Consider the following 21,524-nt stretch of genomic DNA (forward strand, 5'->3'; position numbering starts at 1 on the left):
GGGCGCGCCCCTACTCTGCCATCTCGACCGGCTGCGCGGCGGCCGGGCCGGCCAGCGGCCGCTCCTCCATCGCGATCAGGCACAGCGAGGCGCAGGCCATCATCGCGGCCGCGGCGCCGAAGACGTAGCGGAACGCCGTCATCATGTCGGCTGAGGCGATCGCGTTGATCGCGCCGTGATGATGATGCTCGCCGGCGAGCGGGACGTCGGTGCCGAGTGCGATCAGCAGGATCGCCGCAAACGCTGCCACCGTGAAGGAGGACAGCAGCGAGCGGAAGAAGTTCATGGCACCGGTAATGGTGCCGATCTGGCTGCGGGTGACGGAATTTTGCAGCGAGACCACACAGACCGGGAACGTGGTGCCGAGCCCGAGCGCGAACACGCCCATCAGCGTCAGCAGGCCCCATAGCGGCAGAGTGGTGACTGCCAGACCGACGCCGCAGATCGCCGCGAATGACGTGCCGACGATGGCGACGCGCTTGTAGTGCTTGGCATGAACCATGGTACGGCCGGCGATCGCCGCCCCGCAGGTCGAGATCGCCGCGAGCGGAATGAGGGCCAGCCCCGCTTCGCTGGCGCTGAGGTGATAGACCGACTCGTAATAGAGCGGGAGCTGCACCGTCAGGCCCGTGATCGCGCCAAGGGCGCAGCCGCCGGCGGTCATTGCAAAAGGCGCGACGGTGCCGCTGAGCAGCGGCAGCGGCAAGAACGGCTCGTCGGCGCGGCGCGCGTGCCAGATGAAGACGAAGGCGAGCGCGACGGAGCCGCCGACCATCGCCAAGATCGTGGGCGACAGCCAGCGATAACGCGTGCCGCCCCAGGTCAGCACCAGCATGAAGACGACGGCGGCGGCCATCAGCAAGACGCCGCCGAGCCAGTCGACCTTGCGCTTGCGGTGGAACACCGGGATCTTGCCCATCTTCGGCAGCAGCAGCGCAAGCGCCGCGGCCGCGAGTGGAAGGTTGATCCAGAAGATCATCGACCAGTGCAGATGCTCGGCGAACACGCCTCCGATCACGGGACCCAAAATGCCGCCGACCATCCAGACGCTGGAGAAATAGGCCTGGTACTGGCCGCGCTCGCGCGGGGAGACCACGTCGGAGATCACGGTCTGCACGACCGGCATGATGCCGCCGCCGCCGAGCCCTTGCAGGCCGCGGGCGAGGATCAGCATCGGCATGTTCGGCGCGACCGCGCACAGGACCGAGCCCGCTACGAACAGGCTGAGCGAGGTGATGAGCATGGCGCGGCGGCCATAAATGTCGCTGAGCGTGCCGAACACCGGAGCCACGGCCGTGCCGGCGAGCAGATAGGCCGTGATCACCCAGGACAGGTTGGAGACGTCCTGGAACTGGCGGCCGATGGTCGGCAGCGCGGTCGCGACGATGGTCTGGTCTAGTGCGGCCAGGAACATCGTCAGCATCAGGCTGATCACGATGGTGCGGACTTCGTCCTGCGACAGCGGCGCCGACGGCGCGAGAGACGGCGCGTCGCTGACGCTGATGACCTCGGTCGGAAGGCGGGACAGCTCTTCGGCAATGTCGTCGGGCAAAGGCCCGATGTCGGCAGAACTGCTCTGCCGGTCGAATTTGTTCATCTCGGACGCAGATCTTGCCGCGGCCCAACGCCGCGATGGATTCGTTCTATGAGACGTAATTTACGCAGCAAATCTCTTTCCAGGCAGGCACCCCGGCGCATGGGAGCATCCCGCCTCCGGGCCATCGCAATAGCGTGAACGGGTCGTGCCGCTCAGGCCTTCGGCCGCTTCTTCAGCCGCGCCCGCTTCGGCAGCAGGGCCGGCCACCGGACGATATGGTCTTCGAGCTCCTCGACCGGGATCTCGTCCTCGCTGCCCTCGACCCGGCCGCGGACCGAGACGCCGGCCTCATGCACGGTGTTGGGATCACCCGAGATCAGGGGGTGCCACCAATAGAGGTCGCGCCCCTCGGCGACGAGCTTGTAGCCGCAGCTCGGCGGCAGCCAATTCAATGTGCGGACATTTTCGGGCGAGAGGCGAACGCAGTCGGCCACCTTTTGCGACCGATTCGGATAGTCCTTGCAGGCGCAGGAACCGGCATCGAGCAGCTTGCAACCGATATGGGTGAAATAGATCTGGCCGGTATCCTCGTCTTCGAGCTTTTCCAGGCAGCAGCGTCCGCAGCCGTCGCAAAGGCTTTCCCATTCGGCCTCCGACATCTGTTCCAACGTCTTGGTTTTCCAGAAGAATCCTTCCTGGTCTGAAGGTCGTTTGGGAGCTGCCGTCATCACATCTTCAACTGGTTTCGCAAGAGTCTTGGTTAACCCATCTAGGGCGCGGGGCGACGGCGCCGCAAGCCGTGTCGTGACGGCCCCGTAGAAGCGCGGGTCCCGTTCAGTCTGTTGTTCAAAATCGCGAGTGCAGCCATTGGTTTATGGCCCCCGCTCGGTTAGAACAAACCCTAGGAGTCCCCTCGGACGCGGGAGGCGCGCCTTGGGTTTGCCGCAACATCCAAGCAAGACGTCTCGATGCCGCCCCGGTCGGGTGCTTGAACGCTTTCGAACCGAGCCTCAAGGGTTCTAGGTGCGCCAGATCATACCACCGCATTGGAAGGCCTGGTTCAGGAACTTCTTCCTGGATCTCGATGCGCGCATCGACTCCTCCCTGTTCTCCTCCGCCAAGGGCATCCGCGAGCTCTATGAGCGCTACTCGACCTTCATGGACCGCTTCTATGTCGGGCGGTGGAAGCGCTGGGTGTTCATCGAGCCGCTGTCGGAGGCCGCCACCCTTGGCCTCGGCGGGCTGGTCCTGCTGCTGGCGCTCGCCATCCCCGCCTTCCGCGAGACCGCGGACGAGGACTGGCTGAAGAAGAGCGACCTCGCGGTCAGCTTCCTCGACCGCTACGGCAACCCGATCGGCAGCCGTGGCATCAAGCACAACGACTCGATCCCGCTGGAAGACTTTCCGGACGTGCTGATCAAGGCGACGCTGGCGACCGAGGACCGGCGCTTCTACGACCATTTTGGCATCGACATCGCCGGCACGGCGCGTGCGCTCGTCACCAACGCCCAGGCCGGCGGCGTCCGCCAGGGCGGCTCCTCGATCAGCCAGCAGCTCGCCAAGAACCTGTTCTTGAGCAACGAGCGCACGATCGAGCGCAAGGTCAACGAAGCCTTCCTCGCGGTGTGGCTGGAAACGCGCCTGACCAAGAACGAGATTTTGAAGCTGTATCTCGACCGCGCCTATATGGGCGGCGGCACGTTCGGCGTGGATGGCGCCGCGCATTTCTACTTCAACAAGTCGGCCCGCGACGTGACCCTGTCGGAAGCGGCGATGCTGGCCGGCCTGTTCAAGGCCCCGACCAAATACGCCCCCCACATCAACCTGCCCGCCGCGCGCGCCCGCGCCAACGTCGTGCTCGACAATCTGGTCGATGCCGGCTTCATGACCGAGGGCCAGGTGTTCGGCGCCCGCCGCAACCCCGCCTTCGCGGTCGACCGCCGCGACGAGGCCTCGCCGAACTACTATCTCGACTACGCCTTCGACGAGATGCGCAAGCTCGTCGACACCTTCCCGAAATCCTATACCGAGCGCGTCTTCGTGGTCCGGACCGCGATCGACATGAACGTGCAGAAGGCGGCGGAAGACGCGATCGAGAACCAGCTCCGCCAGTTCGGCCGCGATTACCACGCGACGCAAGCCGCGACCGTGGTCGGCGATCTCGACGGCGGCGTCCGCGCCATGGTCGGCGGCCGCGACTATGGCGCGAGCCAGTTCAACCGCGCCACCGACGCCTACCGCCAGCCCGGCTCGTCCTTCAAGCCCTATGTCTACACCACGGCGCTCCTCAACGGCTTCACGCCGAATTCGAAGGTGGTCGACGGCCCCGTCTGTATCGGCAATTGGTGCCCGCAGAACTATGGCCATTCCTATTCCGGTTCCGTCACGCTGACGCAGGCGATCACCCGCTCGATCAACGTCGTGCCCGTGAAGCTGTCGATCGCGATCGGCGGCAAGGACGGCCCGAAGGCCGGCCGGGCCAAGATCGTCGAGGTTGCGCGCCGCTTCGGTCTTAAGGCGCCGCTGCCCGACACGCCGTCGATGCCGATCGGCTCGGACGAAGTCACCGTGATCGAGCACGCGATTGCGTATGCGACCTTCCCCAACCGGGGCCGGTCGGTGACTCCGCATTCGGTGCTGGAAGTGCGCACCGGCGCCGGCGACCTGGTCTGGCGCTGGGACCGCGACGGTCCGAAGCCCAAGCAGGCGATCCCGGCCAACATCGCCGCCGACATGGCCGGCATGATGAGCCACGTTGTCAGCGAAGGCACCGCGCGCCGCGCCGCGCTCGACGGCATTCCGACCGCCGGCAAGACCGGCACCACCAACGCCTATCGCGACGCCTGGTTCGTCGGCTACACCGGCAACTTCACCTGCGCGGTCTGGTACGGCAATGACGACTACTCGCCGACCAACCGTATGACCGGCGGCTCGCTGCCGGCGCAGACCTGGCACGACATCATGGTCGCGGCCCATCAGGGCGTGGAGGTCAGGGAAATTCCCGGCATCGGCATGGGCCAGAAGCTGCCGCCGCAGCCGGTCAACGCGGCGGGCTTTGCGGCACCGAAGGTGCTGGAGACAAAACCCGGTCCGCCGCCCGTGCTGACCAAGCGCGGCGCCGACATTCTGGTGCGGGTCGAGAAGCTGCTCGACGATGCCGCCAAGACCGCGACCAAGACGACGTCTGACGATACGACCAAGCCGGCAAAGCCGGCGCCCGCGTCGAGCGCGCTGGCCTTCCCGCAAAACTATGCGGCCGAGGACAATGCAAACTCCACAGCGCCGCGCAAGAACTGATCGAATCCCGTGCGGCTGATCCTCATCACATTGACCGCGCTCGTGCTGGCGACCGTCGTCGGCGTCGGCGCCACCTGGATGACGACGACGCGCGGCACCGACATCGGCGCGCTGACGATCGGCGCCTGGACCGCGCGGCCCCGCACCGGCACCGCCGACGTCGATCCGTATTCGCGTGCCACCATCGTGCGCAATGGCGAACTGCCGATCGGCACCGGCGACGGCGTCGCCTTCACCGCCACCGCCGACGACAAGAAGAAGGCGCTCGACGGCCGCTGCGATGTGGTGGTCTCCGGCGTGACGCCCCCTGCCCGCTTCTGGACGCTGACGCTGTATGACCGCAAGGGTCATCTCGTCGCCAACGCGCTGCAACGCTACGGCTTCACCAGCCAGGAGATCCTGCGGCAATCGGACGGCTCGTTCGAGATCCGCATCGCCTCGCGCTCGCGCGCCGGCAACTGGCTGCCGACCGGCGGCATCGAGCGCTACGCGCTGATGCTGCGACTGTACGACACGCCGGTGGGCGTTGCCACGCGCACCCAGCGCGATGCGCCGATGCCGACGATTTCGACGGTGAACTGCCCATGATCCGGCTCGCGTTCACGATTCTCGCCGGCGTGCTGCTAGGCCTCGTCGTCCACCTCGTCAGCGTGCTGGCGCTGCCGCGGATCGCGACGCAGGACGCCTATTCGCGGCTGACGCCGATGACCAAGGAGAACGCCGTCACCCAGCTCGCGCTCGCCGATCCCAACAATTCGCCGATGCCGTTCATGGACCCGGCCTTTGCGATCGCGATCTGCCGCTACGATCTGTCGGGCGGTCCGCTCAAGCTGAAGGTGCCGGTCAGCCAGGCCTATACGTCGCTGTCGTTCTATACCCGCAACGAGATCGCCTATTATGCCATCAACGACCGCTCTGCGGGGCGCAAGGTGATCGAGCTCGACCTGATGACGGAGGCGCAGCACAACGCGCTGCCCGAGGACGAGGAAGTCACCGCGGCCGACCGGCTGATCATCGATTCCCCCTCCACGACCGGCCTGATCGTGATGAAGGCGCTCGCGCCCGAGCCCGGCCTGATGCAGCAGGCGCAGGCCTCGCTTGCGGCTGCGACCTGCGCGCCGCAGACAGACGCGCCCGGCAAGGCCGAGACGCCGCGCGGCCGACGCTGAGCGCAAACGCGCCTCTATCCGAGCAGCCCCTTCAAGCCCGCGTAGATCGAGCCGACCGCCGTCGCGGCCACGCCCGCCAACGGACCGATTGTCTGCATGAGGTCCTGGATCAGCCTGGCTCTTCGGCGCAACTGCTCCTCGCCGACATGCTGCCCGAGCAGACGCGCCACGCGGAAGGCGAACGCATTGGGCTTGCCGCCTTGCGCGAGCACGCGCGGCAGAGTCTGGAAGATCAGGACGCCGAGGATGTTGCCGGACACGAAGGCGAGCAGGATGCTTGCGCCGTATTCGATCACCTCGCGCCATTCGATCCACACCTCCGGCAGGATCGGGACGCGATCGTGAATGCCCGTCACCGTCAGCATCGACAGGATACTGAGAACCGCAGCGCAGAATGCCAGCACGAGCGCGGCGATCGTCTGCACCCTGTGCAGGGGATAGGCGACGAAGCCGAACAGCAGCGGAATGGCGATCGACGCGATCCGGAGCGGAATCGGAGAGAAATTGAAGGTAATGGTGACCAGGATATGCGCGGTCACCAGCAGCAATGACGGAATGGCGACATAGAGAAGCGCGTGGGTCGAGAAATATCGCAGCGGATTGTTGTATCGCTCGAGCCTGACATTGACCCGGTCCAGTTCGCGCTGCAGCTTGTCGAGATCGGCAACAATGCCTTCGATTTCCAGAAGCATCGGCCGCACCACGCGCAGATCGCGCGAGCAGTGCTTGCACACGATGGCCTCGTCCTTGATCGTTTCAGCGCAGAACGGACATTCCATCGCTAGCGCTGCTTCCTGCGGAGCCTGATCTTCTCGATCTCGCCGCGCGCCTGTCGCAGTTCCTCGATCAGCAATTCCCGCTTGCGCAAGAGATCGTCACGCTCGGCGATCAGCGTCGCCGGGATTCCGATATCGCGCGAGCATGCCGAGCATACCATCGCGCCCTCGGCATTCTCGGCCTGGCAATACGGACACTTCATCGCGTTATTTCGGTGCGACCTTCAAGGTGAAGCTCGCCGTGCCGGGCCGGCCGTCGCTGTCCTTGATGTCCACCCGCACCATATATTCGCCGGGCGGCAACTCGGCGTCCTGCATGTTGATGCCGTCGGCCTGAATGAAGGGTTTTACCCGCGAGGTCAGATCGACGTTCGGCGTGCGCAGGAAGATCACCTTGACCGATTCAGGGTCGACCTTCGCGCCGCCGAAGGATTCGAACTTCAGTTGCAGCTTCATCGGCGAGCTCACGGTGGCGCTCGGCGAGAGCACCTCCACTTTCGGCCCGCGCAGGATGCCGCGCCGCTCGGCAGCGATCGCGCCTTTTGGCGGCGGCAGCTTCGCCTCCTCCTCCGTGATCAACGGAGCCGCCTGCACCGCCCCCGAGACCAACATGCTTCCCGACATCAAGCAGCTTGCCGCAACCGCACCAATGAAAATCTTTCCAATCATTTTTCCACTCAATGCTTGCTTCCGACCTCTTCAACTAGCGGAGGCCACCGTCACCGATGATCGTATATGGCGCCCAAAACAGGGGATGCGCATAGGCAAATTCGGTCTTGCCTTCGCCGTTGAGATAGCCGGGCCCATCGACCAGAGCCATCATCGCCTGACGCAACGCCTCGCTTCGTGCCAGCTTAGGATCATCAGCCTGACGCTTGAATAGATCCGTGACCATTTGCCGCGCGGATTGCGAGTGGACAGACCAGTTCGTGACCAGCAATGCCCGCGTGCCAGCGTAGAAGAAGGCGCGGCCAAGCCCGGATGCGGCTTCAGCGCCGGCTCCGGCACCTGCGCCGGTGTTGCACGCCGACAGAATGACCCAGTCGGCGTCGAGCTTGAGGCCCAGGATTTCCTCCATGGTGAGAAGTCCATCCCCCTGCTCACCCGTCACGGTCGGCGAAGACAGTGCGAGCGCCGGCTGGGTCAGGCCGTTGAGTTCTCCCGGCACGAGCCCATGGGTGGCGAAGGCCAGGATCTTGAACCCTGACAGGTTCATCGTCTTGACCGCGCTCTCCGTTGCGTTCTTGCCGAGGAACAGCACTTTCGACGGATCCGCTTGCAACGCAATGGCAATGGACTTCAGCTCATCCGCAGTGTCGGGAAGCCGCGGCAGAAGCCCGAGCTCGGCGCTGTCCACGCCCTCGAGTTTCGGACTGTTGCGCCGCTTCAACGGCATGCCACGCATGACATTGCTCGCGTCGGCAACCTGAACCTTCGTGTCCTGGGCCTTGATCTCTTCGTTTTGCGCTTCGGCCTGCTGATCCGTGTTGAAGTAGGGATCACCGAATGCCACCAGCTCGCCGCGACCCGGCTTGCCAGGCGGCAACTGCCGCAACGTGCGCAGGGCGGCCGCCGACGGCACAGTCGTCACCGCATGCGTCCGCGCGAGCCACGGCACCTTGCGATAGCCGACGAACAGGGGATCGTCGTCCTGCGCCACCTCGGCCGGCGCCGTCGGCAACAGCGACAAGGGCAGCAAACCGAGCGCACCATTGGTCACGACGACCAGGTTCTTGGCCGGCTTCCAGCCGCCTTCCACAGGCTTGAGCAGCAGCTCATAGAGCTCATAGCCGAGCTTGAGGTCGAACGGCGGAATGTCGGAGATCATCGCCGCCTGCGGCTCGAGCGCCTCACGCAGCTTGCGGATCTTCGTTTCGATGTCCCCGCTCTTTGCCGTGACGGCCGCAAAGGCGATGGGACCTGATTTCGGCACAGCCCAGACAAAGCTGCCGTTCTGCCCGAAATAGAACGACAGCATCGCCTCGTCATTGCCGAGCGTCGAACGGATTTCCGCCACGCTCGGCGGTCTTGGCGACACGAGATCGGCATAGACGGGGAACTTCTGCTTGATCTCCTGACGCGCCTTGTCGCGGTCACCACGCAGGACGGCAATCGACGCCTGGATCTGCTGCACGCCCTTCTCGTCACGCTCGGACGATGGAATCGCAAGCACATTGGTCAATGTGCCGAGCTGGGCATTGACCTGCTTGGTCAGGTCCTGCTCCTTGCGGACCAGCTCGGCGAGCGCGGGATCCTTTGCGGCAGCGCGTGCGCTCGAGGCGGCAAGCGCCTTCTGCACCGTTTGACCACGGATGGCGTCGGCCAGGCCAAAGGTCTCTTCACCGACCTCGCCGGAACTGCCTTCCGCGCGCGCGAGCAGCACGAAGTAGCTTTCAACGATGGACTGGAGCCGCTGGCTGCGCGCGGCCACCACCGTCGTGTTCTCGTCGTCGGCGTTCTCGCGCGCGTTCGCCATCATGACCGGGATCGCGGCCTTGAATTCGCGGATCGCCTCCGCATCGCGCCGCGCGCGCATCAGCCCGATCGCGAGTGTTCCGCGCGCAGACGCGGCGTCGAAATGGTTCTCGCCGACGCGCCCGACCTGCTTCTTCACCAATTGCTCGGCTGCGGCGATGCCGGCGTCGAGCTGCCCGGCAGCGTAGAGCGACATGATGCGTGACGGGTTGAGCTCGAAGACCTGGCGTCGTTGCGGGTCCCAGTTGGCGACCGCCTTGTCGATCCTCGCAAAGAGGTCATTCGCTTCCGCGTTCTTCTTCTCCAGGTTCAGAATCCCGGCTAGCTGCGACAGCAATTGCACCGTCGATTGCGCGTCGTCCGGCACCCCGACGATCTTGTTGATCTCCAGGGCGACGCGGCCCAGCTGCTCGGCTTCTTCGTAGCGGCCCTCCTCGACCAGGATGCCAGCGAGCCCCATCACGTAGCGCGGAGTAACGGGGTTGTATTTGCCGGTGTCCTTCAAGCGCGACAGCAAGGCACGGCGGGCATCGACCTCGGCTTCGGCGAGCCGCCCCTGCCGCGCCTTCATCCGTGCCTGGCTCAGCACGGCGCCATCGATCGCCTGGAGCATAATGGTTTCGGCGGGGGGATTCTCCCACTCCATGACACCTTTCATGCCGGCGCGCTTGCGCTGCTCGGCAACGCGATAGGCCGCTTCTGCCTCGCTGAACTGACCGCGTGCCTCGAAGATGATGGCGCGGGTGCCTTCGAGCTCCGATTCCCAGTTCTGCCCCAGCTTTGCGTATGCGTTGCGCCAATTCGGGAGACCGCTGGTGCGGGCTTCCTGGATCGCGGCCGAAGTCTTGCGGAGATAGGCTTCGGCCTGCGCCACGTCGCCCATCATAATGAGGATGGAGGCCACCGCCCGGTTTGCACTGATTTGGTACCCCTTGGCTCCCGGCGCGTTGGACGTCTCCCGCAACAGCCTTTGCATGACCTCAAGCGCGCGCTTGGGGTCGCCGGCCGCGGCATATTGCAGCGACAGCAATTGCAACAGCCGGCCCATCATATGGGCGCTGACGGCACCGCGACCGACCTCGACGGCCTTGCTGGCATCGGCGATGGATTCGGCGAGCCGGCCGAGTTGAGACCGCGCGTTGGCGCGGTCGAAATAGAACTGCGCCAGGTCCCCGCGCGATTCCTTCCCGGTCGGCGTAGAGTCGGCGTCCGACTTCAACTCCGCGATCAGCTTCACGTCCGGCTTTTCGCTGTCGAGGATTGCCGTGATGTCGGCGATGGTGCGCGGCGGCGCAATGAAGCCTTTTGGCAGCGCGGTGCCTGGGTCAAGCTTGGGCGCGGCCTCCTTCGGAAGTTCAACGGCGACGTTGGCCCGTCCGTTCGCGGCATTGAGGGCAGCCATCACGCAGGCCCTGACCTGCGGCGTAGCCTTGGCGCGGCAGGCTTCGATGTCGGCACCGGCCTTGCGACCGCCGGCCGCCTGCATGCAGGCCTGCACGATCGGCTTGCCGACCGTCATCCGGCAATTCTCGCGCGCGGCCTCCATGGTGAGCGCAGCTGCCGAACTCGCCGACCCCAGGAGCAGACCGACCGCAATCAGGGTGCCCTGTAGGCGGAGTGGATTGCAATGACCATCAAGCCTGGCGGCGATGCCTGTTCGCATGATGAAACACCTTGATCAAAAATTGAAAAGTGCGCGAAACGCAGCAATACTATCGACAGGCAATTGGACGACAAGCACATTCGACAGCTCAAGCGCTGGCGAAGCACAGGTTCCATAAGCCTTCCGGTGTTGCGGTTAATGGCCTCGGGACCGCCAGCCGGCGCCGACCTCCTACCGCCGGCACGCTCGGCCGAAGTGGCACGACCGGTTCGTTTCGCGGCGCACACCAGAAATCAGGAAAACAACCCCATGCAAAGTAGCAGGCGTCACGGCCGCCCTGTTATGCTCACTTTGAGTTTTGCCCCATTGCCGAACGCGATCTGAATGGCAAGCTGGGCCGCGCCTGCTATGGAGCGCGCAGCGAGTGAGGGACCCGGGCAATGCATGTGCTGGTGAACGGCGTACGCCTCTTCTTCGACGTCGAGGGAGCAAAGCTCGTCCCCGACGGTCCGGCCATGAGGGAAAGGCCGACCTTGATCCTCCTTCATGGCGGTCCGGGCTTTGACCACTCGATCTACAAGCCCGCCTATTCGGCGTTGGCCGGTGACGCCCAGATCATCTATCTCGATCACCGCGGCAATGGCCGAAGCGAGGATGGCCCTCGCGAAAGCTGGACCCTGGCGGAGTGGGGAGACGACGTCCGCGCGTTTTGCGACGCCCTCGGCATTGCAAAACCGATCGTGCTCGGCGCTTCGTTCGGCGGCATGGTCGCGCTCGCCTACGCCACGCGCCATCCGGATCATCCGTCAAAACTGGTGCTGATCAGTACGGAAGCGGCAGGCGGCACGCACCGGGAGCGGCGCGTCGCGCTGTTCGAGAAATTTGGCGGTCCTGAGGTCGGGGCTCTGGCCCGCCGGCGCTTCCTCGAAACCGACGGCCATCTCGATCAAACCTCCATCGAGGCCTGGCGGCGATTGGCCTTTCCGGTCTACACGCGCTCTCCGCGCGATCCCGACATCGCACGACGCGCGATCAGTCGGCGCGACGTTCTGCACTGGTTCACGCGGCCGGGTGGCGAGAGCAATTCCTTCGACATGTTCGGCGACCTGCACCTGATACAGTGTCCGACCCTGGTGCTGGGAGGCGAGGATGATCCGATGCATCCGATCGAGAGCCAGGCCGATATCGCGGCAGCACTGCCGGCCCATCTCGTCCGTTTCGAGCGGTTTGCCGATTGCGGACACGCCGTCATCCCCGACGCGCCCGATCGCGCGATGGCCGTAATCGGGGAATTTGTCCGGAGTTGATTTCGAGAGAGCCTCGATCGGGCGAGCCAATCGCGAGACACGCTAGCGGCCAGTTACCGCTTGAGTTCTGCGGCTGCCGACTTCATTCTCCAACCGACCCTCGTACATCGAGACGCCGGTGACCGATTCCCGCTTTCCCGTCTTGTCCACCAGTCGATTGCGTCTGCGCGCGATCTCGCGAGACGATCGCGCGCCCTACCAGGAATTGCTGTCGATTCCAGACGTAACCCGCTATTCGAACATTCCGAGTTCGCCGAGTGACGACGAGGCCACGCGAACGATAGAGAGAATGGCCGACCTCTTTGGCTCCGGCACTGGATGTGCGTGGGCCATCGAAGATCGCTCGACGGCAGGTTTCGTGGGAGCAGCTCGTTTCAACTATTTTTTGAAAGACTGGAGAGTTGGTGGCGTGGGGTATGAAATCCACCCTCGTTACTGGGGACAAGGCTTCATGACCGAAGCCTTGCACGCAGTGGTCGCTTGTGGCCACCAGCTTTTCGAATTGAACCGCATCGAGGCGTGGACCGTCCCGGGTAACGCCGCATCCGACCGCGTGCTCGAAAAGGTCGGTTTTCGACTTGAAGGCGTTCAACGTCAGAAGGCATGGTTCAAGGGTAAGTTTCACGATTTTCGACTCTTTGGTCGCGTTGCGAACGACCCAACAACCTGATCGGCCCGGAAGGCTACGCGACATGGTTGCCAGCGACAGTTTTGCCGAGTTCTTGCGCGAACAACTCGCGCCTCTCGGGCACCTTACGATGCGGCGGATGTTCGGCAAGACAGGCGTGTTCTGCGACGGCGTGATGCTCGGGATGGTGCGAGACAATACTCTCTACTTTCGGGTGGATGACCATAACCGGGCGACCTTCAAGGAAGCCGAAGCCTTTCCGCCTCTCAACTACGAGAAGAAGGGCGAAGCCATCGATCTTGCCTTCTGGCGCGCACCGGAGCGCTTGTTCGACGAACCCGACGACCTTCTCACATGGGCACGGCAGGCGGTGGCGGCAGCCCAGCGCGTCGCGGCAAAGCGGACGACGCCAATGCGAGGTCGAGAGCAGCGGAAGTGGGGCAAGCCGTCAAAGGGGCGCGGCTAGCCGCGCACGGCGACTGCCCGCCCATAGGGCGAGGCAACCGGCGGATTGGCGGTCTGGGCGGCGAGCTCGCCAATCAGGCGGTCGGCATCGGCGGCCATGCCGTCCGGCGCCTGGATCACCAGGCGCTCGAGCGCCCAGCGGTAGGACGAGACGCGCCGCTCCAGGCACTGCTGCACCCACTGCACGATCAGCGAGTTCTCCTGCATCCGCGCGACCGCGTCCGCTTTCTCGCGCGGCGACAATTCCGAGACCATCTTCATGCTGGCCTCACGCTTGCGGTCGAGCTCGATGACGCGGACGGCGCTCGCGAAGAACGGCTCGAAGCGGGTGATGTCGTCGCGCACGTCCTCGATGAGTTGGGCATAGCGCGAGGAGAACGAACGATGCGGCTCGTCGATCAGCGTGCGGCCATAGGTGGTGCGGTCGAACACGACGTTCTGCCGCCATGGCGACGGCATCGCCTTGTAGTCGCCGAACACGCTTCGCCAGGCCGGCCGCGACCGCGGCGGCTCGATCAGGGGATAGGCGAGATCGCGAAGCTGACGCTCTTCGTCGGTGAGCTGGAATTGCGATGACTTGACCCCAACGCTCGAGGTCACCTCGGCCCCTAACCAGCGGTGCATGTCGTCGCTGCGCATGTCCGCGCGGGTGCGGCCAAAATCGCCGCCGCTGCAGGCACCGAGCGCCGCGCCGATCAGCGCGAGCAGCAGGGCCGATGAACAACACCGGATCTGGCGGAATGTGTCCGGCATTTCAAATCAGCCGGTCTTTAGCGCCGGCGACGACGGCGCCCCGGCGCTGTGCCCTGTTCCGGGCCGCGCCCGCCGCTGGTCTCGTCCGCTTCGCGCTCGATACGGATCACGGGAAGGATCACGACCGTCCCCATTTCCGCCGGCGGGGCGACATCCCCCGGCGAGCTCACCCGGCGACCGGCCGGAAATTCAATGATGGTCCCCATGTCAGCTCTCTTCAATTGCCGCGCGACCGGTGCCGGCCCTCACAACATGGGCTCATTAAGATCAGCTCATGGTTAACGGGGTGTAAACGCGCCGGCCGGGCCGTAGCCGCCCGGGCCAAACACCCGCCAAGACACCGCCAAGACACGGGCAAGCCGCGCGTCCCGTTGCGGCACGACAACACTCCAATTTGAGCAGTTTGTTTCACGTCTCGTTTTCCTTAACGAGGCTTTAAAACAAGCCGCGATAAGGTGGCGGCGATTCTTCTCGAGTTGCGTACGCCTCATGACATCCAAGCCGCTGTTTCCAGGATTCGACGGGCTGATGACCCTCTCCCGTCGCGAAGGCGTCGATATCCGCCCGACCTTGCTGCGCGTGCTGACGGACCTTTACGTCCAGGCCAAGAGCCATAGCGGCGACGAGGAACGCCAATTCGTCGAGCTCACCTCGCGCCTGATCGACCAGGTCGACGACGCGACGCGCGCCGCGGTCAAGGCGCGGCTGGCGATCTATCCCGCAACCCCCGCGCCCATCATGCAGAAGCTCGGGCTGCTGCCGGCGCATGAGGGACGGCGCATTCCGCTGGCGCGCGAAATTCCGGCCCCTGCCCCGGCTCCCGCGCCGGCGCGTATGCCTGGCGAGGCCGAGTTGCGGATGGCCTCGAACATGTCGATGCAGCCGAAGGACGCCGCCGAAATCCACGACATGTTCTTCCGCGCCACGGCGTCCGAGCGGGCGCTGATCCTGCACAACCTCGCGCAGACGCCGCTGAAGGCTGCGCCGCGCATCCCGACGGCGCGTGCCCAGCGCGCGATCCAGACCCTGGAAATGGCGGCCTTCGCGGAAGATTCCGAAAGTTTTGCGCTGGAACTCGGCGAAAGCCTGATCCTGCCCGCACGCGTCGCTGCACAGATCGTCGACGACACGGGTGGCGAGGCGCTTGCTGTCGCCGCGCGCGCGCTCGACATGCCGAGCCCCTCCTTCCAGCGCATCCTGCTGTTCTTCAAGTCCGAGATCGGCAACTCCGTGAACACCGTCTACCGGCTGTCGCGGCTCTACGATCGCCTCAGCGAGCGGTCCGCGCTGGTGATGCTCTCCGCCTGGCGCGGCTCGACGCTCGCCGTCACGCGCGCCAAATACCAGTCCTCGCTCTATGAGAGCGAACGGCAGCGCGCCCGCGCGGCCTCAAGCCCGTCGCGGCCGGCCGTACAGCCCGGCTCGAGCCCGGCCATCCGCACCGGGACCGGCGGGTCCGAGCGCTAACCTCTTCGTTTGAGCATGATCGCCGCGCAAACGCGTTCCGCGTTTGTCGCGAGGGAAAACCGCTGCACACTTTGCGCTAGCGCGGCCCTCCGGGTCCGGATCATGCTCTACGCGCGCGCCAATTCCAGGAAGTGACGACCAGCGCGGTCCTCGGTCTCGACGATCCATGCGTCGGGGTCGAAACGGATCTCCTTGGTCAGCCGTTCCTCCACCGCGTGCTCCGGCAAAGGCTGCGGCGCAACCGGCACGAAGAAGCGATCGACCGGCCGGCCGTCCTCATAGACGGTCTGCGGCGCCGGCACGTAGAGCATTGCATTGCCGTCGAGCAATGACACCTTGACGAACACGGCGCCCGCTTCCTCGGCGCCGCGCCGGCGCACCGCGCCGAATACGCCATCGGCCTGGCAGCGGCGCAGATAGGCCGCCACCCAGATACTTGATTTCAACCGCATGAGTCGGACGATAGGCCAGCGCTGAGGATCGCGCCAGTCTCAGCTTCCGCGCCTCACACCTTGCTCGCGCCTTGCTGTGCGCCGCCGATCTGGCGCGCCACCAGATATGACAGCGGCATCGCAAGCGCAAAACCTGCGGCCACCGCGTAGGGGATGGCCTTGAGAGCCTGGTCCGCGAGGCTTGGAATCATCAGGACCACGATCAGGCTGGTCCCGGCCAGCACCGTCCCCAGCATGATCCATACGAGGACTGAAACCTTGAACATGGCGACCTCTCTCTTCCTTGATGAGGATGAGAGGATCATCTCCCCGAACCCTGCGCGCGGTCATTGATCCCGAACAAATCGACGCCGGACCACGCGGCTTCGGACCGCGCGACGACGGCCGCGCGCTTGATCGGCATCAATGACAGAGGACAGCGTGAGACGCCGGGCGCTAGAGCCTATTCGTTCCGATGGCATCGGAACGGGGCTCTAGTTTCTAGTTTTGACGCGTTTTCTTTACGCGAACTGGCATCCACTTCGCTCGAAAACGCTCTATTCGACGGGATGTCCGATCGCAGCCGCCAACTCGCGCAGCAGGCGATCCGACACCTGCCCCGTCACCGGCATCTTGTGCTCGCGCTCGAACTTCTGGATCGCGGCCTGGGTCTCGCCACCGATCGCGCCCGTCACCTTCAACTGGCCATAGCCATATTCGGAGAGCGCGCGCTGCACGGCGGCGACGCGACGCGCGGCGGCGTTTTGCTGGACCGGGATCGGCGCCGGAGGACGCGCGACCGCAACGGATGATGGTGATGGCGCTGACGTCGTGGCCTTGACGAGATTGGTCATGGGATCGGCCGATCGCGAGGTCGATGCCGTCGCTTCAGGCTTTTCCGGCGCCCGTTCCACGGCCCTTGGTTCAACAGGCTTGGGCTCGGCCGGCCGCGCCTCGGGAACGCGAAACTCCATCGGCTTCGGCTCGAGCGGCAGCGAGTCGGCTGCCAGCGGACGCGGGCGCGGCAGCGGATTCGACAAACTCATCGACGGCGGCGCAGGCAGGTTGACCACGGTGCCGAACATCGGCGCCGGGTGGCGGCCGGTTTGCAGGAACAGCGCGTTGGCAACGATGGCGCCGATCGCGGCGCAGGCGATGAGGCCGGCCAGCGTATCCTTCGGACTGTGCAGCAGGATGCGCATCGCGAAATTGCGTTCGGTCTCGACATCGACGGCCGCCGCCTTGGCACCACGGCGGCGCGGCGTGTCTTCATCCCTTGCAGACTTTCTAGGCACTTTTCTTCACCAGAGCGGGTTGTTCCAAAACTTCGTGACGCGGCGCCGGCGTCAGCGTCGCGATCTTGCTCTCGACCGGCTTGGCCATCGGCGGCGCGCAGACGAGCGGCAGGCGCACGGTGACCACCGTCCCCTCGCCGACCCTGCTCTGCACCGTCACGTCGCCGCCATGCAGGGCGACCAGGCTCTTCACGATCGAGAGCCCGAGGCCGGTGCCTTCGTGGCGGCGCTGATAGGTCTTGCCGGCCTGGAAGAACGGCGCGCCGATGCGCGTCAGATCGTCAGGCGCAATGCCGACACCGGTGTCGCTGATGCGCAGCAGGAGCTGCGATCCCGCAACCGACGCCGCGACCGTGACCTTGCCGCCGCGTTCGGTGAATTTGATGGCGTTGGAGACGAGGTTGAGCAGGATCTGCTTGAAGGCGCGCGGGTCGCCGGTCACGCCGGGCAGGTCCTGCGGCGCGTCGGTGACGAGATCGATGCCGTTCTCCCGTGCCTTCAGCGCCAGCAGGTTGCAGCAATGGAGGAGCGCCGCGCGCGGCGCAAAGGGCTCCGGCGCGATCTCGAAATTGCCGGATTCCATCTTGGACATGTCGAGGATGCCGTTGACGACCGACAGCAGATGCTGGCCGGAATCGTTGATGAGCTGCGCATACTCCTTGCGGCGCGCAGCGTCCAGCATCAAGCTATGTTCCTGCGCGATCATCTCGGAGAAGCCGATGATGGCGTTGAGCGGCGTGCGCAGCTCGTGGCTCATGGTGGCGAGGAAGCGCGTCTTGGCGGCATCGGCCGCTTCCGCGGCGCTGCGTGCCTGGTCGAGCGCCTGTTCCTGCATCTTGCGGTCGGTGACGTCGCGCATCACGGCGACGACCTCGGGCTCGCGGCCGGGGTCCTTGCGCACGTCCTGCTCCAGCGGACGGCAGCGCAGCTCGACCCAGATGAAATCGACGCGGCCGCGCTCGCCCTCGCCGCCCTCGCGGCGCAGGCGGAACTCGACGCTGCGCACCGCGCCGCGCGCGGCATCCGAAAGCGCCGTGAGATAGGCCGGACGATCCGCGACGTGGACGCGGTCGAACAGGCCGTGACCCATCAATTGCGCAACCGGCGAACCCAGCATGGGCTCGGCCGCCGGCGAGATGAACTGCACGGCGCCATTGCGCTGGTGCCGCGAGATCACGTCGCTCATGTTACGCGCCAGGAGGCGATAGCGCTCTTCCTCGCGCGAGAGCAGCGAGACACTGGTGCGCGCCAGCGACTCCGCGCCGAAGGCGAGCCCGGCCGCATAGAGCGTTGCGGATGCGACGCCAAAGGCCATGAACAGGCCGCGCTGGGCGGAACTCGCCTGATCCGGCGGCAAGAGGTCGAACTGTGTCAGCACGATCAGAACCGCGACGCAGGACAAGGCCAGCACGGATGCAAACGTCGCGACCCGGCGCGAGGCCGACAGCGCGGCTTCCAGCGGCACGACGACGAGCCAGACCGCCGCGAAGGATTCGATGCCGCCGGTCGTGAGCGCGACCGCCATGATCAGGCCGGCGAGCGCCAGCGAGGACAGCACATGGGCGCCTTCATAGCGGCCCGTGCGCGACAGGAACCAGGACAACAGGATCGGCGCGATCAGCCAGGCAAAGGCTGCCACTTCGAGCGCGCTCGGCGCCCCGCGCATGGCGAGATAGATCGGGAATGCGGCAAAGGCCGCCAGACTGCCGAGAAGCCGCGGCGCCATGAAGGCGCGATGGCGCGCCCGCGTCAACGCATCGTAACGAGCGGACGGATGCAGCAGCGCATCGAGACAATCGCGGATGATACTCAAAACTGTCACGGGTCTCGCGCTTCGGCTCATTCGTCGGAAAGACGCGCCGGAACGCCTCCTTGTCGTTGAGCCACCGTGTCAGAGCGGAATTAAACGAACGCTAAGGCGCCGCGGCCGGCGGCAAAACACCTTGTGATCGCGGACGTTTTGGGGCGATTTGACCGCTTCATTCGCGCGGATGGTGAACACGGGGTTTCCACCCTGCCAGAACTCATGGTTTCGAATTGGTGGACGCGGATGCGAAAGGCTGCCGATCCGGCGTCAATCGAAAATTTACGAGCATGGCGATTCGGCAAAATCCGCCGCAAATTTTCGCCAAGTTAAGCACAAAGCAATTACTTGCGATTTATCGAGGACTGCTAGGTCGACTGGAGCGGGACCACCGCGGCAGGATCTAACCTACAGGTCGCAAGATGCGCTTTCTGTTCCGCATCACATTCTGGCTCGGGCTGGTGCTGGTGCTCCTGCCGCGGGACAAGACGCCCGAATCGGAAAAGCTGCCGCAGATCGGCGCCGCCGACGCGGTGCAGGCCGCGACCGCGGCCGTCTCCGACATGAGCCAGTTCTGCAAGCGCCAGCCGGCGGCCTGCGAGGTCGGCGGCCAGGCCGCAACCATCATCGGCCAGCGGGCCCAGGACGGCGCGCGCAAGCTCTACCAGATCATCAACGACAAGAAAGAGCAGATCACCAACGAGAAGAACGACAAGAAGGCGCCCGACCATACCGGCTCGATCGCGATGGCCGGTGAAGGCGATTTTGCCGCGAGCCAGGCGCCGCGTGACACATTGAGCCAGGACGATCTGGCGCTGGAATGGCACGGACCTGACATCGCGAACTAGGTCGCGATCGCGACAACGGCGTGACGGTTACGCCGCCGCCTTGCCTTCCCGGATCAGCTGCGCCGCCCGCCACGCATTCGCAATGATCCTGCGGCCCGACGCCGTCGCACACAGCGCGAGGCCTGTCCCGACATAAGCCGTCAGCAATCCGATCGTCAGCGCGAGTACCGGATGGAGCGAGAGGCGGTGAAGTTCCAGCGAGACGCCATAGACGAGCGCCGCGGCAATCACGACAGACATGCCGATCGGCAGCAGCATGGTGATGAACTGCGCCAGCGAGACCGGACCTTCGCGGGTAGCACCCCAGATCGTCACGCCGTGGATGGGAAGCGAAAAGATCGCAGCTGACACGGCTACGCCCACCACACCCCACGGCAAGCCAAGCGCCAGCGCCAGCACGGTCAGGCCCTGCCCGACGAGGCCGCATTGAAGCATCAGTTTCGTGCGGCCCTGGCTCACGAACAGCCACGACGCCGCAGCTCCGGCAGGTGCCAGCAGGCTCGCAGCCGCAAACCAGCTCACGATCGGCGACGTGGCGGTCCAATCCCGGCCGTACAGGACCAGAATGGCGTAATCGGCCATGAACACGAGGCATACGAGGCCGGGCGTGAGGAAGAGGATGAGCGCTTCGGAGAACTGGAGAAAGGCCTGGCGATACTCGTTGGCATCGGCGGCGAGCCTGGCCAGCGACGTTTCCGCAATCCGCGACAGCGGCGTGAGAAACTGCACGAAGGACATGCTCACGAGCTTGAAGCCGCGGTCGAACAGGCCGACCTCCCACGCCCCGAACAGGCGGCCGACCGCCAGCGGGCTGAGACTCGTGGCCGCAAACGAGGCGAGCGAAAGCCCGGTGAGATGCGCGCCGAATTTCATCAGCGGCAGCGTCTTGGCAAGCGCACGCGGACGTGCCGGCCGGAACGGTGACAGCGTCCAGGCGAGCACGCCGGCCGTGAACGTATGCACCAATTGTCCGAAGACGAGCGACCAGTAACCGAAGCCCAGTCGCGCGGCCGTAATGGATGCCATGACGTTGGCGAGAACCGGCGCGATGTCGATCAGCAGGATCGGGACCGGCTCCATGCGCCGGTGCATCAGCGCGATCTGCTGATAGGACAGGCTGTTGACGATGATCAGCACCGAGAGCGCGGCGAGAACGCCGGTAACCCTGTGGTCGTTGTAGAACGTCGCGACCGCAGGCGAGAGCGCCAGCAGGGTCAAGGCCAGGACGCATCCGAACGCCAGGTTGATCCAGAACACATTGTTGCTGTCGTCGGCGCTCAGCGACGGGCGCTGGATGACGGCTTGCGACAGGCCGAGGTCGTTGGACAAAGCGAACAGGCCGAAGACCGGCGCGCACATGGCGACGACGCCGAAATCGGCAGGGCTCAACAGGCGCGCAAGCGCGATCTGGGAGCCGAACAGCAGCAATGATTTGGCGAATTGAACCGCGACGCTGGAGACGACCCAACGGGAAGCGACGGCCTTAACATCTGTGGGTCGTACGGCGGCGGTCATCGTCGATTGCATGCTTGGGCTGGCCAGCGGGTCGGAACTGCGCGGCTGACGTGTTCAATGATACGGCCGGAATAGCAGGAAAACGTTACGAGCGACGACGTTATGGCAGGGGTTGGTTAATCTAATCCGGATGTTAACTACGGAAAAAGGATAT

Annotated in this window: 21 protein-coding genes; 8 read left to right on the plus strand and 13 right to left on the minus strand. The window is 65.0% G+C overall.

Annotation, left to right across the window (positions count from 1 at the left end):
- Nucleotides 1-10: 10 nt before the first annotated feature.
- Nucleotides 11-1,597: an MDR family MFS transporter gene (locus JQ632_RS27565; RefSeq protein ID WP_212405787.1), complete on the minus strand. Its 1,587-nt coding sequence runs from the start codon at nt 1,595-1,597 to the stop codon at nt 11-13.
- Nucleotides 1,598-1,749: 152 nt separating this feature from the next.
- Nucleotides 1,750-2,265, minus strand: a complete 516-nt coding sequence (locus JQ632_RS27570) for a YcgN family cysteine cluster protein (RefSeq protein WP_212405788.1) — start codon at nt 2,263-2,265, stop codon at nt 1,750-1,752.
- A 295-nt stretch (nt 2,266-2,560) separates the two neighbouring features.
- Between JQ632_RS27570 and JQ632_RS27575 the strand changes: the two genes are divergently transcribed.
- From JQ632_RS27575 to JQ632_RS27585, 3 genes are read left to right on the plus strand one after another with little or no spacing between them, the layout of a single operon-like run.
- Nucleotides 2,561-4,834 carry a transglycosylase domain-containing protein gene (locus tag JQ632_RS27575; RefSeq protein WP_212405789.1) on the plus strand — a complete coding sequence of 758 codons (2,274 nt, stop codon included), beginning with the start codon at nt 2,561-2,563 and terminating at the stop codon, nt 4,832-4,834.
- Between the two features lie 9 nt (nt 4,835-4,843).
- Complete coding sequence (locus JQ632_RS27580) at nt 4,844-5,422, plus strand: DUF1214 domain-containing protein (RefSeq protein WP_140980137.1); 579 nt, start codon at nt 4,844-4,846, stop codon at nt 5,420-5,422.
- Nucleotides 5,419-6,003 (plus strand): DUF1254 domain-containing protein, encoded by a 585-nt coding sequence (locus JQ632_RS27585; protein WP_212405790.1) that lies wholly within the window; start codon nt 5,419-5,421, stop codon nt 6,001-6,003. The genes JQ632_RS27580 and JQ632_RS27585 overlap by 4 nt, the downstream gene beginning before the upstream one ends.
- Nucleotides 6,004-6,017: 14 nt before the next feature.
- On the opposite strand, the gene JQ632_RS27590 is transcribed toward JQ632_RS27585, so the two are convergent.
- From JQ632_RS27590 to JQ632_RS27605, 4 genes are read right to left on the minus strand one after another with little or no spacing between them, the layout of a single operon-like run.
- Entirely contained in the window at nt 6,018-6,782 is a 765-nt protein-coding gene (locus JQ632_RS27590) for a hypothetical protein (protein ID WP_212405791.1), read from the minus strand.
- Between the two features lie 2 nt (nt 6,783-6,784).
- The gene (locus tag JQ632_RS27595; protein ID WP_212405792.1) at nt 6,785-6,982 is read right to left on the minus strand and encodes a zinc ribbon domain-containing protein; all 198 of its coding nucleotides are present in this window, start codon (nt 6,980-6,982) and stop codon (nt 6,785-6,787) included.
- 4 nt (nt 6,983-6,986) lie between these two features.
- The gene (locus tag JQ632_RS27600) at nt 6,987-7,448 is read right to left on the minus strand and encodes a hypothetical protein (RefSeq protein ID WP_212405793.1); all 462 of its coding nucleotides are present in this window, start codon (nt 7,446-7,448) and stop codon (nt 6,987-6,989) included.
- A 34-nt stretch (nt 7,449-7,482) separates the two neighbouring features.
- Entirely contained in the window at nt 7,483-10,917 is a 3,435-nt protein-coding gene (locus JQ632_RS27605; RefSeq protein WP_212405794.1) for a CHAT domain-containing protein, read from the minus strand.
- A gap of 380 nt (nt 10,918-11,297) precedes the next feature.
- Between JQ632_RS27605 and JQ632_RS27610 the strand changes: the two genes are divergently transcribed.
- The 3 genes from JQ632_RS27610 (at nt 11,298) to JQ632_RS27620 (ending at nt 13,258) form a co-directional block, all read left to right on the plus strand.
- Nucleotides 11,298-12,164, plus strand: coding sequence for an alpha/beta fold hydrolase (locus JQ632_RS27610; RefSeq protein WP_212405795.1), 867 nt, complete (start codon nt 11,298-11,300; stop codon nt 12,162-12,164).
- Nucleotides 12,165-12,282: 118 nt separating this feature from the next.
- Nucleotides 12,283-12,834 (plus strand): GNAT family N-acetyltransferase, encoded by a 552-nt coding sequence (locus tag JQ632_RS27615; protein ID WP_212405796.1) that lies wholly within the window; start codon nt 12,283-12,285, stop codon nt 12,832-12,834.
- 22 nt (nt 12,835-12,856) lie between these two features.
- Nucleotides 12,857-13,258: a TfoX/Sxy family protein gene (locus JQ632_RS27620; RefSeq protein ID WP_212405797.1), complete on the plus strand. Its 402-nt coding sequence runs from the start codon at nt 12,857-12,859 to the stop codon at nt 13,256-13,258.
- On the opposite strand, the gene JQ632_RS27625 is transcribed toward JQ632_RS27620, so the two are convergent.
- Together JQ632_RS27625 and JQ632_RS27630 are read right to left on the minus strand one after the other, a co-directional pair.
- Nucleotides 13,255-14,010 carry a hypothetical protein gene (locus JQ632_RS27625; RefSeq protein WP_212405798.1) on the minus strand — a complete coding sequence of 252 codons (756 nt, stop codon included), beginning with the start codon at nt 14,008-14,010 and terminating at the stop codon, nt 13,255-13,257. The two genes, JQ632_RS27620 and JQ632_RS27625, sit on opposite strands and share 4 nt — an antisense overlap.
- A gap of 17 nt (nt 14,011-14,027) precedes the next feature.
- A complete protein-coding gene (locus JQ632_RS27630; protein WP_212405799.1) occupies nt 14,028-14,216 on the minus strand; it encodes a hypothetical protein in 189 nt (62 codons plus the stop codon).
- Between the two features lie 322 nt (nt 14,217-14,538).
- Here JQ632_RS27630 and JQ632_RS27635 point away from each other — a divergent pair, with 322 nt between their 5' ends.
- On the plus strand, nt 14,539-15,477 hold the full coding sequence (locus tag JQ632_RS27635; RefSeq protein WP_249152567.1) for a DUF2336 domain-containing protein: 939 nt from the start codon (nt 14,539-14,541) through the stop codon (nt 15,475-15,477).
- A 107-nt stretch (nt 15,478-15,584) separates the two neighbouring features.
- Here JQ632_RS27635 and JQ632_RS27640 read toward each other — a convergent pair whose 3' ends face one another.
- From JQ632_RS27640 to JQ632_RS27655, 4 genes are all read right to left on the minus strand, one after another.
- Nucleotides 15,585-15,929: a DUF1491 family protein gene (locus tag JQ632_RS27640; protein WP_212405801.1), complete on the minus strand. Its 345-nt coding sequence runs from the start codon at nt 15,927-15,929 to the stop codon at nt 15,585-15,587.
- Nucleotides 15,930-15,982: 53 nt separating this feature from the next.
- On the minus strand, nt 15,983-16,195 hold the full coding sequence (locus tag JQ632_RS27645; RefSeq protein ID WP_212405802.1) for a hypothetical protein: 213 nt from the start codon (nt 16,193-16,195) through the stop codon (nt 15,983-15,985).
- Between the two features lie 270 nt (nt 16,196-16,465).
- Nucleotides 16,466-17,203, minus strand: a complete 738-nt coding sequence (locus JQ632_RS27650) for a peptidoglycan-binding domain-containing protein (RefSeq protein WP_212405803.1) — start codon at nt 17,201-17,203, stop codon at nt 16,466-16,468.
- Complete coding sequence (locus JQ632_RS27655; protein ID WP_212405804.1) at nt 17,196-19,046, minus strand: PAS domain-containing sensor histidine kinase; 1,851 nt, start codon at nt 19,044-19,046, stop codon at nt 17,196-17,198. The genes JQ632_RS27650 and JQ632_RS27655 overlap by 8 nt, the downstream gene beginning before the upstream one ends.
- 383 nt (nt 19,047-19,429) lie before the next feature.
- On the opposite strand from JQ632_RS27655, the gene JQ632_RS27660 reads away from it, so the two are divergent.
- The gene (locus JQ632_RS27660) at nt 19,430-19,855 is read left to right on the plus strand and encodes a DUF5330 domain-containing protein (protein ID WP_212405805.1); all 426 of its coding nucleotides are present in this window, start codon (nt 19,430-19,432) and stop codon (nt 19,853-19,855) included.
- A 27-nt stretch (nt 19,856-19,882) separates the two neighbouring features.
- Here JQ632_RS27660 and JQ632_RS27665 read toward each other — a convergent pair whose 3' ends face one another.
- Nucleotides 19,883-21,370, minus strand: coding sequence for a lipopolysaccharide biosynthesis protein (locus tag JQ632_RS27665; protein ID WP_212405806.1), 1,488 nt, complete (start codon nt 21,368-21,370; stop codon nt 19,883-19,885).
- Nucleotides 21,371-21,524: the final 154 nt, after the last annotated feature.

Source organism: Bradyrhizobium liaoningense (genome assembly GCF_018130955.1).
Lineage (GTDB): Bacteria > Pseudomonadota > Alphaproteobacteria > Rhizobiales > Xanthobacteraceae > Bradyrhizobium > Bradyrhizobium liaoningense_C.